This window comes from Pseudomonas sp. JL3 (assembly GCF_031570575.1).
GTDB classification, from domain to species: Bacteria; Pseudomonadota; Gammaproteobacteria; order Pseudomonadales; family Pseudomonadaceae; genus Aquipseudomonas; species Aquipseudomonas cucumis.
Window position 1 is genome coordinate 91,769 of record NZ_JAKWJK010000005.1, and the last position, 14,120, is coordinate 105,888.

Genomic DNA, 14,120 nt, shown 5'->3' on the forward strand with positions numbered 1-14,120 from the left:
ACCACCTGTAGTCAGGCAAAAAGCCAACTCAGCCGAAGCTGAAATTCAGTAGTTTTTTCAGGCGCTTTTTCAGACGGGCATGGGAACAGCAGAGAAAAGCTGATCAGCCCGAAAAGCCAACGCCCGGCGGTGATACGACTGCGCACACCGGCGTGCTACTGACAGGTGGAGGGTAATGACTGATCTGCACAGGCTGCTGATCCCCGCACGGCACGACGCCAGCGTTGACCGCTGAATCGACTACCGCTTTGATGGAGGAAGCTGGCATGGGCTGATCTTTTTAGATGGGTGAAAGGTGGTTCAGGAAACCACAGAGCGCCGACTATAACCAGCGCTCGACAGGGATTGCAATGACTTGACGAAAGAGCCCAGGAAATAGACCTGAGGCCTCAACCAAACAACCAATACCCCAACAACGTCAACACCACCACCGCCAGCACCGGCCGCAGTACGCGGTAGGCCTTGGGATTACGACGCTTCCATTGTTTGACCATACCGCTGAATTTGTCGGTGAAGCGCTTGCTCCAGGCATAGACCTGGTTGATCCCGCCGACGCGTTCATCATCAAGGTTCTGGGGGGCAGTGGCGCGCCCCAGCAAGCCACTGATCCAGCGGTTGACATGGGTCATGAGGCGATTGCTCATCGGACGCTCGATGTCGCAAAACAGGATGACCCGGGTTTGCTCGGTTTCGTTCTTGACCCAATGCACGTAGGTTTCATCGAACATTACGTCTTCGCCATCACGCCAGGCGTAAACCTGACCGTCGACGAAGATGCGGCAATGGTCGGAGTTCGGTGTCGACAGCCCTAGGTGATAACGCAGGGAACCGGCGAACGGGTCGCGATGCGGGTTGAGGTGACTGCCACCCGGTAGCAGCGCGAACATGGCGCCTTTGACGTTGGGAATACTGCTGACCAACGCCACGGTTTTCGGGCACAAGGCTTCGGCCGATGGCAGCGGTTTGTCGTACCACTTGAGGTAGAAACGCTTCCAGCCCTTCTTGAAGAACGAACCAAAACCGGCGTCGTTGTTCTTTTCGGCGGCGCGAATAAACCCCTCGTCAAACAAGTGCATGGCTTCGTCGCGAATAACTTCCCAATTGTCCTTGAGCACATCCAGTTCGGGGAACTTGCTGCGGTCCAGGTAGGGTTTGGATGGCACGCTGGAGAACAGGTACATCAGGGCGTTATAGGGTGCAAACAGGGCCGAGTGATTGACGAACTGACGCAGAACCGGCAAACGCGCTTTGCCACGCAAGTGCACATAGAGTGTGCTGCCGAGGAACAGCAACAACACCGAAGCCTTCGCCACAAAGGAAAAGCTCATCTACAACTCCTTGATAATAGTAACTTTGCACAACGCCATTTACCCGACGTGGCAGTCGGCCATGATCCACATTACCGGCCTCGGGAAAAACCCCCATAACTCACATTCAGTGTTAAGGATTTCGCAATAAACACTTATTAACACAAGGTACCTGAACGGGGGCTGACCTGAATCACCCCCCTTTCATACGAGAATCAAAAGCAAGATTCAAAAGATCGTCCGAACGCGGCCCGAACCTTCGGCAGCTCCTACTGTTTATTCTCCTGTTCGGTGAACAAATCACTGAACAGCATGCTCGACAGGTAGCGCTCGCCAGAATCGGGCAGGATCACCACGATGGTCTTGCCCTGCATTTCCGGGGTTTCCGCCAACCGCACAGCCACCGCCATGGCGGCACCGCACGAGATACCGCTCAAAATCCCCTCTTCCTGCATCAGGCGCAGGGCCATCGCCTTGGACTCATCGTCGCTGACCAGTTCGACCCGGTCGACCATCGACAGATCCAGGTTCTTCGGCACAAAACCAGCGCCGATGCCCTGGATTTTGTGAGGGCTCGGTTTGATCTCTTCCCCGGCGATTGTCTGGGTTATCACTGGAGACACCAGAGGCTCCACTGCCACCGAGATTATCGGCTTGCCCTGGGTATTCTTGATATACCGCGAAACTCCGGTAATGGTTCCACCTGTCCCGACGCCTGCCACCAGTACGTCGACGGCGCCGTCGGTGTCATTCCAGATTTCCGGCCCGGTGGTTTTTTCGTGGATGGCCGGGTTAGCCGGGTTTTCGAACTGCGCCGGCATGTAGTAGGTCGATGGATCACTGGCGAGGATTTCGGCGGCCTTCTCGATCGCGCCTTTCATGCCTTTGGCCGGTTCCGTCAACACCAGTTCGGCACCAAGGGCTTTGAGCACCTTGCGTCGTTCGATGCTCATGGACGCCGGCATGGTCAGAACCAGCCGGTAACCGCGGGCGGCGGCAACGAACGCCAGGCCGATGCCGGTATTGCCCGAAGTCGGTTCGATGATGGTCATGCCGGGCTTGAGTTTACCGCTGCTTTCGGCCTCCCAGATCATGTTCGCGCCGATCCGGCACTTGACCGAATAACCGGGATTGCGCCCTTCGATCTTGGCCAGGATGGTGACACCGCGCGGGGCGATACGGTTGATCTGAACCAGCGGCGTATTGCCAATGGAATGGGCGTTGTCAGCATAAATACGGCTCATGGCTGGGTCCTTATACAGCGTTGAATTAGCTGTCCAAGGTATGCCTGTTACCCGTGGTCGTCCAGTTAGTCGAACGTCCGCTTAGCCCCGCAGTCAATCGCTTTATACCGCCAGAGATTTGCCGTCATGAAGCGTCGATACAGTTGGCCCCTGTGGACCCTCGCCGGCCTTGTTGTGCTGCTGGTTGCCCTGCACATTGCCCTGCCCTACATGGTGCGCGATTACCTCAACGAGAGATTGGCAAACATGGGTGACTATCGCGGGCAGATTACCGATGTAGACCTGGCCCTGTGGCGCGGCGCCTACAAAATCAATGGACTGAAAATCGTCAAGGTTAATGGCAAGGTCCCCGTGCCTTTCGTCGACGCGCCATTGATTGACCTTTCCGTCAGTTGGCATTCACTCTGGTACGACCATGCCGTGGTGGGCGAGGCCCAGTTCGACAAACCCGAGGTGAACTTCGTCGATGGTGGCGCCAACAAGAAAAACTCCCAGACCGGTGAGGGCACTGACTGGCGGGCGCAATTAGAAAAATTGATGCCGATTACCCTGAACGAGGTGCGGATCAACGACGGGCGGGTCACCTTTCGAAACTTCAATTCAAAACCACCCGTAAACATGAATGCCACCCAGGTTAATGCCAGCATTTACAACCTGACCAATGTGGTCGACACCAAAGGCAAACGCGACGCCCGTTTCGAAGGCAAGGCGCTGTTGCTGGGGCATGCACCACTGGAAACCCTGGCGACCTTTGATCCATTCAGCAATTTCGAAGACTTCGAATTCCGCCTGCGCGCCAGGAACCTTGAACTCAAACGCATGAATGACTTCGCCTCGGCTTACGGCAAGTTCGACTTCAATTCCGGCCATGGTGACGTGGTTATTGAAGCCGAAGCCAACAAGGGCCAACTCACTGGCTACATCAAGCCGCTATTGCGGGACGTCGATGTGTTCAATTGGCAACAGGACGTGGAGAACAAAGACAAAGGGATTTTTCGCTCCATCTGGGAAGCACTCGTCGGTGGCACCGAGAATGTGTTGAAGAATCAACCGAAAAACCAGTTCGCGACGCGCGTCCAGCTCAGAGGCAGCGTGCATCAGAAAGATATCAGCGCATTCGAGGCGTTTTTGCAGATTTTACGTAATGGTTTCATTCAGGCGTTCAATGCCCAGTACGAACGACCCAAGCCGGATACGGACTGAGTCAAGATGTGACGCCCCATTCAGAGACTGAATAAGTCGTCTGCGTTCACAGTCGACCGGGCAGCGCGTTATAGTCGAGCCTGACAATTTATTGCGCCCCGCCCTGCCTCGTTCAGGTCGGCGTTTACCGTTCGAGGATTAGCAGATGAAGTTCGAAGGCACCCAGGCCTACGTCGCCACCGATGACCTGAAGCTGGCGGTCAACGCCGCTATTACTCTGGAGCGGCCACTGCTGGTCAAGGGCGAACCGGGCACCGGCAAGACCATGCTCGCCGAGCAACTGGCCGAGTCCTTCGGCGCCAAGTTGATTACCTGGCACATCAAGTCCACCACCAAGGCACATCAAGGTTTGTACGAGTATGACGCGGTCAGTCGCCTGCGGGACTCGCAGCTGGGTACGGAGAAGGTCCACGACGTTCGCAACTACCTGAAAAAGGGCAAGCTCTGGGAAGCTTTCGAGTCCGAAGAGCGGGTGATTCTGCTGATCGACGAAATCGACAAAGCCGACATCGAGTTTCCTAACGACCTGCTGCAAGAACTCGACAAGATGGAGTTCTACGTTTACGAGATCGACGAGACCATCAAGGCCAAGAAGCGCCCGATCATCATCATTACCTCCAACAACGAGAAAGAGCTGCCGGACGCCTTCCTGCGCCGCTGCTTCTTCCACTACATCGCCTTCCCGGATCGCGTCACGATGCAACGGATCGTCGACGTGCATTATCCGAACATCAAGAAAGACCTGGTCAGCGAAGCGCTGGACGTGTTCTTCGACGTGCGCAAGGTGCCGGGCCTTAAGAAAAAGCCATCGACCTCCGAACTGGTGGACTGGCTGAAGCTGCTGATGGCCGACAACATCGGCGAAGCCGTGCTGCGCGAACGCGATCCGACCAAGGCGATCCCGCCGCTGGCCGGTGCTTTGGTCAAGAACGAACAGGACGTGCAATTGCTTGAGCGTCTGGCGTTCATGAGCCGTCGCGGCACCCGCTAAGAGGCTGATGCCATGCTGCTCAACCTGTTCAATGAAATGCGTGCAGCCAAGGTGCCGGTCTCGGTGCGCGAGCTGCTGGACCTGATCAACGCGCTGAAACAGCGCGTGACCTTCGCCGACATGGACGAGTTCTATTACCTGTCCCGGACGATCCTGGTGAAGGACGAAAAGCATTTCGACAAGTTCGACCGAGCCTTCGGTGCTTACTTCAATGGCCTGGAAAAACTCGACGACCACCTTCAGGCCTTGATTCCCGAAGACTGGTTGCGCAAGGAATTCGAACGCTCCCTGAGCGATGAAGAACGGGCCGCGATCCAGTCCCTTGGTGGCCTGGACAAGCTGATCGAAGAGTTCAAGAAACGCCTCGAAGAACAGAAAGAACGCCACGCCGGCGGCAACAAATGGATCGGCACTGGCGGCACCAGCCCGTTCGGTTCCGGCGGTTTCAACCCGGAAGGCATTCGGGTCGGCGATGCCGGTAAGCGCCAGGGCAAAGCGGTGAAAGTCTGGGATCAGCGCGAGTACAAGAACCTCGACGATTCGGTGGAACTGGGCACGCGCAACATCAAGGTCGCCCTGCGTCGCTTGCGTAAATTCGCCCGTCAGGGCGCGGCGGAAGAACTGGACATCGACGGCACCATCGACCACACCGCGCGCGATGCCGGGCTGCTGAACATCCAGATGCGTCCGGAGCGCCGCAACACCGTCAAGTTGTTACTGCTGTTCGACATCGGCGGCTCGATGGACGCCCACGTGAAGATCTGCGAAGAGCTGTTCTCGGCCTGCAAGACCGAGTTCAAGCACCTGGAATACTTCTATTTCCACAACTTCATTTATGAATCGGTGTGGAAGAACAACATGCGCCGCACCTCCGAGCGCACCGCCACCCAGGACCTGCTGCACAAGTACGGCGCCGACTACAAAGTGATCTTCATCGGCGACGCCGCGATGGCGCCCTATGAAATCACCCAGGCCGGTGGCAGCGTCGAGCACTGGAACGAAGAAGCCGGTTACGTGTGGATGCAGCGCTTCAAGGAAAAGTACAAGAAGCTCATCTGGATCAACCCGTACCCGAAAGACACCTGGGGCTATACCTCGTCGACCAACATCGTAAGGGATTTGATTGATGACCAGATGTATCCGCTGACGTTGCGGGGGTTGGAGGAAGGGATGCGGTTTTTGTCCAAGTAGGACGCCGATCGTTCCCACGCTCTGCGTGGGAATGCATCAAGTGACGCTCTGCGTCCCGGGCGGCATTCCCACGCAGAGCGTGGGAACGATCAGTGTGAGGCAAACCGGCGTAGGTACTCGACGTGTTCCCGATGCGCCACATCCTGCACCACCGGTTTCAACCGCACCTTCGCCCCTGGCAAACACTGCGCCAATCGCGCCAGTGCCAACGGCGTCAACGCCCCCAACCGCGGATACCCGCCAATGGTCTGCCGATCATTGAGCAGCACAATCGGCTGCCCGTCCGGCGGCACCTGGACCGCGCCCAGCGGGATGCCTTCGGAAATCATCGGCTTGCCCTGATACTGCAACGCCGTTCCCAGCAAACGGATGCCCATGCGATCGGCACGGCTGTCGAGGGTCCAGACATTGTTGAACGCGTCAAACAGACTCTGCCCGCTGAACTCACCGATTTGCGCACCGAGCACCAGGTCCAGCGGTGCGTTGAGTTTGAAGTCCGGCACTTGTTCGGGCGCCAACTCCCGCAACAGTAACAGCGAGCTCCCCGAGTAGCTCAACTGCGCATCTTTGGCCAAAGCCCGCCCCATGCCATCCAGCCCACCGAGTTCCTCACGGACCACCGTTGCGCTACTGCCCAATACCTTTGGCGCATCAAATCCGCCCGGGGCCGCCAAATAAGCCCTAGCGCCAAGCAGCGGCTGAGTGAATTTCAATTGCTGACCTTTGTTCAGCCGGAAACTGCGCCACGGCGCCAATGCCTCGCCATCCACCCGCGCCCCCAGATCCGCCCCGGCCAACGCCAGCACGCAATCTTCCTGGGCAACGACAGTAAACCCGCCGAGGGTAATTTCGATCACCGATGCATCCAGCCCATTGCCCAGCAGCCAATTGGCCCACGACATCGATCGCCAATCCGCCGCCCCGCCCTGGGTCACGCCCAGATGCCGCACACCAAATCGCCCGGCATCCTGCAACAGGCACAGCGGCGTACTTGCTTCAATCGTCAGTCGGCTCATGCCAGGGCCTCCAACGGCGTGTCATCACCGCCCAGATTGATGAACTCGGCATGGCTGACCGCTTCGAAGCGCACCGTGTCGCCCGGTTGCATCAGGCTGTAGCCGTCGCGTTCGCGGTCGAACAATTTGGCCGGGGTGCGGCCGATCAGGTTCCAGCCGCCGGGGGACACCACCGGATAAGCCGCCGTCTGGCGTTCGGCGATACCAACACTGCCGGCAGCCACTTTTTTGCGCGGAGTATTCAGACGCGGCGCAGCCAATATTTCCTCCACCAATCCCATGAAAGCGAACCCCGGTGCGAAGCCCAATGCGAACACCTGATATTCGTGTTCGCTGTGGCGGCGGATCACCTCTTCCACCGTTAATCCACTGCGCCGGGAAAGCAGGCTCAATTCCGGACCGACGCTCAGGTCATACCAGACCGGCAACACATGGCATTTACCGCCAGTGCGAGCGTTGGGAGACAGATCGATCAAGGCTTCAACAATCAATTCCCGCGCCTGAGCCGGATTCAGCGCCATCAAATCGTAATGCACCATCAACGTCGTGTAGGACGGCACCAGATCGATCAAATGGCTGGCGAACGCTTCTCGCAGACGCTCGCTGGCGGCGAGCATCCACGGCATGTTGGCTTCGCTGATTTCATCGAACAGACGCACCATCAGGCAATCCAGCGCCACCACTTCCACCCGTGGTTTCATGATGCGCTCTGCTGATTCAAGGCTTCGCGAATGCGCTGCACGGCGGCCACCGAGCTGGCGTTATCGCCGTGTACGCACAAGGTATTGGCCTGCAAATGCAAGGCGCTGCCGTCGCTGGCCGTAAGGTTGTCACCGCGAGCAATGATCAGCGCCTGTTCGATGATTTTCTCGGGATCGTGATGCACGGCGCCCGGCAGTTGCCGCGAAACCAGCCTGCCTGCGCTGTCGTAAGCGCGATCGGCAAAGGCTTCGAACCACAACGTCACGCCATATTCATTGCCGAGTTGCTGCGCGGCACTGTTGTCGCGGGTCGCCATCAGCATCAGCGGCAAGCTCCGATCATAGGCTGCCACGGCCTGAATCACCGCGCGCAGTTGCGCCGGGTTGGCCATCATGTCGTTGTACATCGCGCCGTGGGGTTTGACGTAACTCACCCGCCCGCCCTGCGCCCGGCAAATGCCGTCAAGGGCACCGATCTGGTAATGCAACAGGTCCTGAAGTTCCTGGGCGGTGTAAGCCATGGACCGGCGACCGAACCCCACCAGATCCTGATAGGCCGGGTGCGCGCCAATCTGCACGCCGTGGCTCAGGGCCAAGCTGACGGTCTTGCGCATGATGCTTGGGTCGCCGGCATGAAAGCCGCAGGCGATATTGGCGCAGTCGATGAAGGGCATGACCTCGGCGTCCAGACCCATGGTCCAGTTACCAAAACTCTCGCCGATGTCGCAGTTCAATAGCAGGCGGTTCACGGTGAACGCTCCTGTAGGCTTTTATCTTTTTAACTGAAGGGCATATGCCCCTCAGATTATCAGTTACCGGACATTCGGTTATTGAGCATCGAGTTGCTTGCCACGGGTTTCCGGCAGGCTCAGGGCCGCCAGAATCACTACCCCGTAGGACACCGCCGCGAAGGCCCCGATTCCCACGCTCAGGGGCACCTTCTGGCTGAGCAAGCCGATCAGCAGCGGGAACAACGCAGCCAGTGCCCGACCGATGTTGTAGCAAAAACCCTGGCCCGAACCGCGAATTCGCGTGGGGAACAGCTCGGTCAGAAATGCTCCCATACCACTGAAAATTCCCGAGGCGAAGAACCCCAACGGGAAACCCAGCCAGAGCATCACACCGTTGCTGACCGGTAATTGGGTGTACAGCAAAACAATGGTGAACGAGCCGACGGCGAACAAAATGAAGTTCTTTTTGCGGCCCAGAATGTCAGTCATATACGCGCTGATGACATAACCGACGTAGGACCCGACGATCACCATCGCCAGATAACCGCCCGTGCCGAGGACGCTCAAGCCCCGTTCGTTTTTCAGAAACGTCGGCAGCCAGGAAGTGATCGCGTAGTAACCGCCGAGGGCGCCGGTGGTCAGGATCGAAGCGCGGATCGTGGTAAAAAGGATGCCGGGGGCGAAGATTTCGTAGAATTTGGCGGGGTTGCTTGGCTCTTGTTTGGCCTTGGCTTCACGATAGATTTCCGGGTCTTTCACCAGGCGACGGACGAAGATCACGAAAATCGCCGGCACGATGCCAAGGATGAACAGCGCCCGCCAGGCGTCTTCCGGCGGCAATACCGAAAACAGCAGCGCATACAGAATGGCCGTCAGCCCCCAACCCAGCGCCCAACCCGATTGAACCATGCCGACGGCTTTGCCACGGTCCTTGGCGCGAATCACTTCGCCCATCAGCACGGCACCGGCGGTCCATTCACCGCCGAAACCGAAGCCCATCAAGGTACGGCTGATCAACAATTGTTCGTAGTTCTGGGCAAAGCCGCAAAGAAAGGTGAAGAACGCAAACCACAGCACCGTCAGTTGCAGGGTGCGCACCCGACCGATGCGGTCAGAGAGAATCCCCGCCACCCAACCACCGATGGCCGAGGCAATCAGGGTGCTGGTGTGGATCAGCCCGGCCTCGCCGGTGGTGATGCCCCACATGGCAATCAGGGTCGGTACCACGAAGCTGAGCATCTGGGTGTCCATGCCATCCAGGCCATAGCCGATCTTGCAGCTCCAGAACGTGCGACGTTCCTGCTGATTGATGTTGCGGTACCAGTCGAAAGGTCCCGGGCGAGCCGTGGCCTTGGGGATGTCGAGGGTGTCGGGCGCACTCATGGCAAGTCTGCGTGCAAATTTTATTGGTATTGTTCTGAGCCCCGACGACGCCTATCGTGGGAACCGGATGTGCCGATTTTTGGGCCGCCAGCCCTGCTGCGTCCAACTAATAAAAACCCGCCCTAGACATAAGAAAACTTTATCCCACAAGCTGATCCCACAAGCTGATCCCACGAGCTGAGTCCCATGAACCTGAAGTTCCTCGAGACCTTTGTCTGGGTCGCCCGCCTCAAGAGTTTTCGCCTGACGGCAGACAAACTCTTCACCACCCAGGCATCGATTTCCAGCCGTATCGCCGTGCTCGAAGGCGAGCTTGGGGTGAAGCTGTTCCTGCGCGATTCTCGCGGCGTGAGCCTGACACCCGAAGGCCTGAAAGTGCTCGAATACGCCGAGCAGATGATGGACACGATGCAGGCGCTCAAGCAGTCGATCGAGACGCGTTCGAGTAAGGTCGGGCGGGTCCGGATCGGCGTCATGGACACCGTGATCCACACCTGGCTCAGCCCGTTGGTGGCGCAAATGATGGATCACTACCCGCTGGTGGAAATCGAACTGGTGGCCGATACCGCGCTCAACCTCTGCGATCAGCTGCAAAAAGGCTTTCTCGATCTGATCCTGCAAACTGACCTGCTGCGCCAGGAAAGTGTGCGCAGCCTGGAGTTGGCCAGTCATCCGATGGGCTGGATCGTCGCCAGCAATTCCATCTACAACCGCGAGTATTCAGGTGTCGCCGATCTGGCGCGGGAGCGGATCATCACCTATTCGAAAAACTCCCATCCTCACCAGGACATCTTGAGCCTGATGCAGGCCAACGGGGTCATGGCACCACGGCTGAACTGTGTGAACTCTGTGTCGGCGATTACCCGATTGCTGAGGGACGGCTTCGGCATTGGCGCGCTACCGCCGGTGCTGGTGGCCGAAGAATTGGCACGGGGGGAATTGACCTTGCTGGCCATCGATCAGCGGCCGCCGAATTTGCAGGTGGTGGTGTCGTGGCGGGTTGGCGTGGAATGGGTCGAAGAAATCGTGGCGTTGTGTCAGCAAGTCGTGGAGCGTTATGCACATAAAGTGGGCGAGCAGTACATCGTCTTGAGCAAACCACAGGCCCGGATCTGAAGGATATTTCTCAAATTGTAAATATGAACCACTATCATTTGCATTATTTTTTCAAGGAGGTATTCTCTGCGCGCTTTCAGCTAATCCATTGTCCAGAAGGAGTCGGACCTGATGCGCGGCTACACGCAAAAACAGCAACAATTGCTTGCTCACTGGAGCGAAGCTCTTGGCACTCAAGCTTTCCAGTCCCACCGCATCACGCTCGATCATTTGAGCAATGCACTGGAGCCTGCCGCCCAACGCTGTTTCCAACGCCTGATCCAGGCGTTGTTTCGTGAAGATCTGATCAACCCCGACGCTTGTGAATACGACGACTCCAGCCGTTGCTGGCTGCCACTTGGTGATGGCACGCATCTTTGCTTCGAGCACTTGTCCGGCGGCAGAATGAACAGCTGGGACGTACGCGGAAGCATCGTCCTCCACACCCCCGACAGCCTGCCCCAAAAAGTCCAGTTGCCCAGCGAACTGCTCGCTCTCCTCAGCACTCAGCTCAACCCACCAGCCTCCCCGCAAGTACTGGAACGTCTGGCCCGGGAGCTGGATGACAGCTTCAGCAACGACACCCTGTGCCTGGCGTTTCACCATGGATGGACCGAGCGCCTGAGAGAGCAGATCGATACCGAATACGACGACAATCTGCTCGCTTGGCTCAAAGCCGGCTCCAGCCATCAGAACCCTACGTCACTGCTCGAACAATGGGGCACGCTCGGCCATCCGTGGCACCCGAACTACAAGACCAAACTGGGCTTGAGCGCCGCTCAGGTCATCGCGTTCTCGCCAGAATTCGAAGCGAGTTTTCCGATCGTGCTGTGCGCCCTGCACCGCCAGTACGCACACGTCGAAGCGCTGGCTGGCACCACCGATTACTGGGACTGGTGGCAAGGTCATTTCCCACAGGCCGCCGAGCAATTGCAGCACCATTTGCAGCAGCTGGGTCTGGAAGTAAAAGACTACCTCCCGCTCCCGTCGCACCCGTGGCAAGCTCATGAAGAACTGCCACATTCGTTCGCCAACGAGATCGCCGACAACCTGCTGATCGTCACTGACATCGTAGCTTTTACCGGTCACCCGACCATGTCCTTCCGCACGGTCCTGCCGGAGGCCAGTCGCGTGGCGCCGATGGTCAAACTGCCGGTGGCTCTGCGACTGACCAGCGTGCAGCGCACCGTGTCGCCGCGCTCCGCCCGAATGGGGCCGCGCATCAGCCAACTGATATTGAATATTCTCGATCAGGAGCCGCAGATTCAGCGTCTGCTGAACATTGTTCCCGAGCGCATCGGCGTGCACTACGCACCATTGCCGGCCGATGACGAGCGCTCCCGACATGCTGCCGTGCTGTATCGCGATAACCCGCTGACCCTGCTGCAAGAAGGCGAGTTGGCGGTGCCGGTCGGCAGCCTGTTCGCCGTCAACGAATTCGAACAACCGCTGCTGCGTGATTGGGTAAGACTGGCTCAGGGCAGTGACGACAGCGAGTCCATGCTGGCGTTCTTCGATGATTACCTGTCGATTGCCGTACCGAGCCTGCTGGGCATTTACCTGATGTATGGCGTGGCGTTCGAAGCGCATCAGCAAAACAGTTTCATGGTGATGGGCGCTGACGGGCAGTTGAATCGGCTGCTATTGCGTGATTTCGGTGATGTTCGTATCGATCGCAAAACCCTGCACGCCAAGGGTCTGGATATCCAGTTGCACGATCCGAAAATGACCCTGTATGACGATTCCGGATTTGTCCGCGACAAGCTTCTGCACACCACCTTCATGTGCCACCTCGGTGAGCTGACGTTGCTCTGTGCCCGCCACTGGAATGTTCCGGAAACTATCCTTTGGGAGCGATTGGCATCGCACGTTGCGCAGTGCTTCGAGACCTTGCGCGAACGCGTTGAACCGGCACGTTGGGAAAACGAGCGCCAGGCCTTGCTGGAACAGGATTGGCCCGCCAAATCGTTCATGCGCATGCGCTTGCTTGACAGCCATGCCGACATCGTCGGACGCCTGAGTAACCCGCTGCGACCCAACAGCCATGCTCGCTGACAGTCGCGCCTTGCGACTGCTGATCGTCATCCAGTTTGTCTCCATGGGCGCCATGGAGATGAGCGGCCCGTTCTGGCCCTTGCAGATCCAGCATCTGCTCGGGCCGGAGGGTGCCGGCTACACCGCGCTGTTATCAGCGATGGTCTATGCCGGTCCGATGCTGGCGGCCATGCTCCTGACGCCCATGTGGGGCCGGTTGGGGGATCGCACCGGGCACAAACCGATGATTGTTCGGGCGTTGCTGGCACTCGCGCTGTGCCAAGGGTTGGCGGCCATCACCCTCGACCCGTGGCTGCTGGTGGGTATTCGCGTGATGCAAGGCGCATTGGCCGGTTTTCTCGCTGCCGCGCAAGCCTATGCCTTGGCCTGCTGCGACAGTTCCAGACGCGGTCAAACCCTGGCTCGCCTGCAATCGGCCACCGCCGTCGGCTCATTGATCGGCCCCGTGCTGGGTGGCTGGCTGATGGACGTCTCGGGGTTTGCCCTGCTCTGTTATGGCGCGACGGTGATTTGCCTGCTGTGCGCACTGGGGAGTTTTTTCCTCCCGGCCGACAAGGCTCGGACTTCGAAGAAAAAAGCCGTTGAACCGGTGGCCCTGCCCAAAGGCTGGCTCGGTGGAATCCTGTTGGTGATCGTCTTGATTCAGGCCGCGAAGATGATGCCGCAGTCGTTCTACGCGCTGTACGTTGCGAACATTCTGCATGCCCCAAGCTGGCTGATCGGCGCCACCTACGCAGCGAGCGCAGCGACCCTGGCCATTTCCGCGCCGCTGTGGGGACGCCTGTTCGACCGCTGGCAGCCCACCCACACCTTGCGCGTCATCGAAGGCGTGGCCTGGCTGTGTGCGCTGACGCTGGCGGCCACGGCATTGGCCAACGAATGGCTGGGGTTTCTCGTCAGTCGGCTCGTCTGGGGCATCTGGCAAGGCGCCCTGCTGCCCGTCGCTTATGCACTGATTGCCAACACCATTTCCGTAAACAAGCAAGGCTTCGCGCTCGGCCTCGGCAACAGCGCGGCAAAGGCTGGCGCTCTGCTCGGTGTCGTCCTTGGCGGGCTCGGCATGGGCCTGGTCGGCCTGGCTCACAGCTTCTGGCTGGTGGCGCTGACTTACGCCATCGCCGCCATCGGGATCCGCTGGGTGCGCTCGTTCAACGCCACGCCTGACCGCTCGACCTTATCTCCCCACACTTATCACAACTAAAA

The 14,120-nt window shown here is 58.5% G+C and carries 12 protein-coding genes; 6 read left to right on the forward strand and 6 right to left on the reverse strand.

The window, feature by feature from the left end:
- Positions 1-389 precede the first annotated feature (389 nt).
- Positions 390-1,328, reverse strand: coding sequence for an aspartyl/asparaginyl beta-hydroxylase domain-containing protein (locus MMG91_RS11475; protein WP_310659645.1), 939 nt, complete (start codon positions 1,326-1,328; stop codon positions 390-392).
- Positions 1,329-1,576: 248 nt separating this feature from the next.
- Positions 1,577-2,551 (reverse strand): cysteine synthase A, encoded by a 975-nt coding sequence (gene cysK / locus MMG91_RS11480; RefSeq protein WP_052966470.1) that lies wholly within the window; start codon positions 2,549-2,551, stop codon positions 1,577-1,579.
- A gap of 126 nt (positions 2,552-2,677) precedes the next feature.
- Between cysK and MMG91_RS11485 the strand changes: the two genes are divergently transcribed.
- From MMG91_RS11485 to MMG91_RS11495, 3 genes are all read left to right on the forward strand, one after another.
- Positions 2,678-3,754 carry a DUF748 domain-containing protein gene (locus MMG91_RS11485; RefSeq protein WP_305448597.1) on the forward strand — a complete coding sequence of 359 codons (1,077 nt, stop codon included), beginning with the start codon at positions 2,678-2,680 and terminating at the stop codon, positions 3,752-3,754.
- 145 nt (positions 3,755-3,899) lie between these two features.
- Entirely contained in the window at positions 3,900-4,745 is an 846-nt protein-coding gene (locus MMG91_RS11490) for a MoxR family ATPase (protein ID WP_007898718.1), read from the forward strand.
- Positions 4,746-4,757: 12 nt separating this feature from the next.
- A complete protein-coding gene (locus MMG91_RS11495; RefSeq protein WP_305448596.1) occupies positions 4,758-5,936 on the forward strand; it encodes a VWA domain-containing protein in 1,179 nt (392 codons plus the stop codon).
- An 89-nt stretch (positions 5,937-6,025) separates the two neighbouring features.
- Here MMG91_RS11495 and MMG91_RS11500 read toward each other — a convergent pair whose 3' ends face one another.
- From MMG91_RS11500 to MMG91_RS11515, 4 genes are all read right to left on the reverse strand, one after another.
- Entirely contained in the window at positions 6,026-6,952 is a 927-nt protein-coding gene (locus tag MMG91_RS11500; RefSeq protein ID WP_310659646.1) for a biotin-dependent carboxyltransferase family protein, read from the reverse strand.
- Positions 6,949-7,653 (reverse strand): 5-oxoprolinase subunit PxpB, encoded by a 705-nt coding sequence (gene pxpB, locus MMG91_RS11505; protein WP_310659647.1) that lies wholly within the window; start codon positions 7,651-7,653, stop codon positions 6,949-6,951. The genes MMG91_RS11500 and pxpB overlap by 4 nt, the downstream gene beginning before the upstream one ends.
- Positions 7,650-8,402: a 5-oxoprolinase subunit PxpA gene (locus MMG91_RS11510; protein ID WP_310659648.1), complete on the reverse strand. Its 753-nt coding sequence runs from the start codon at positions 8,400-8,402 to the stop codon at positions 7,650-7,652. Before MMG91_RS11510 ends, pxpB begins: the two co-directional genes overlap by 4 nt.
- A 78-nt stretch (positions 8,403-8,480) precedes the next feature.
- Complete coding sequence (locus tag MMG91_RS11515; RefSeq protein ID WP_305448592.1) at positions 8,481-9,767, reverse strand: MFS transporter; 1,287 nt, start codon at positions 9,765-9,767, stop codon at positions 8,481-8,483.
- Positions 9,768-9,953: 186 nt separating this feature from the next.
- On the opposite strand from MMG91_RS11515, the gene MMG91_RS11520 reads away from it, so the two are divergent.
- The 3 genes from MMG91_RS11520 to MMG91_RS11530 all read left to right on the forward strand — a co-directional run bounded on the left by MMG91_RS11520 (position 9,954) and on the right by MMG91_RS11530 (position 14,118).
- A complete protein-coding gene (locus MMG91_RS11520) occupies positions 9,954-10,883 on the forward strand; it encodes a LysR family transcriptional regulator (RefSeq protein WP_305505097.1) in 930 nt (309 codons plus the stop codon).
- Between the two features lie 111 nt (positions 10,884-10,994).
- Positions 10,995-12,917: an IucA/IucC family protein gene (locus MMG91_RS11525; protein ID WP_310659649.1), complete on the forward strand. Its 1,923-nt coding sequence runs from the start codon at positions 10,995-10,997 to the stop codon at positions 12,915-12,917.
- Positions 12,907-14,118: an MFS transporter gene (locus MMG91_RS11530; RefSeq protein ID WP_310659650.1), complete on the forward strand. Its 1,212-nt coding sequence runs from the start codon at positions 12,907-12,909 to the stop codon at positions 14,116-14,118. Before MMG91_RS11525 ends, MMG91_RS11530 begins: the two co-directional genes overlap by 11 nt.
- Positions 14,119-14,120: the final 2 nt, after the last annotated feature.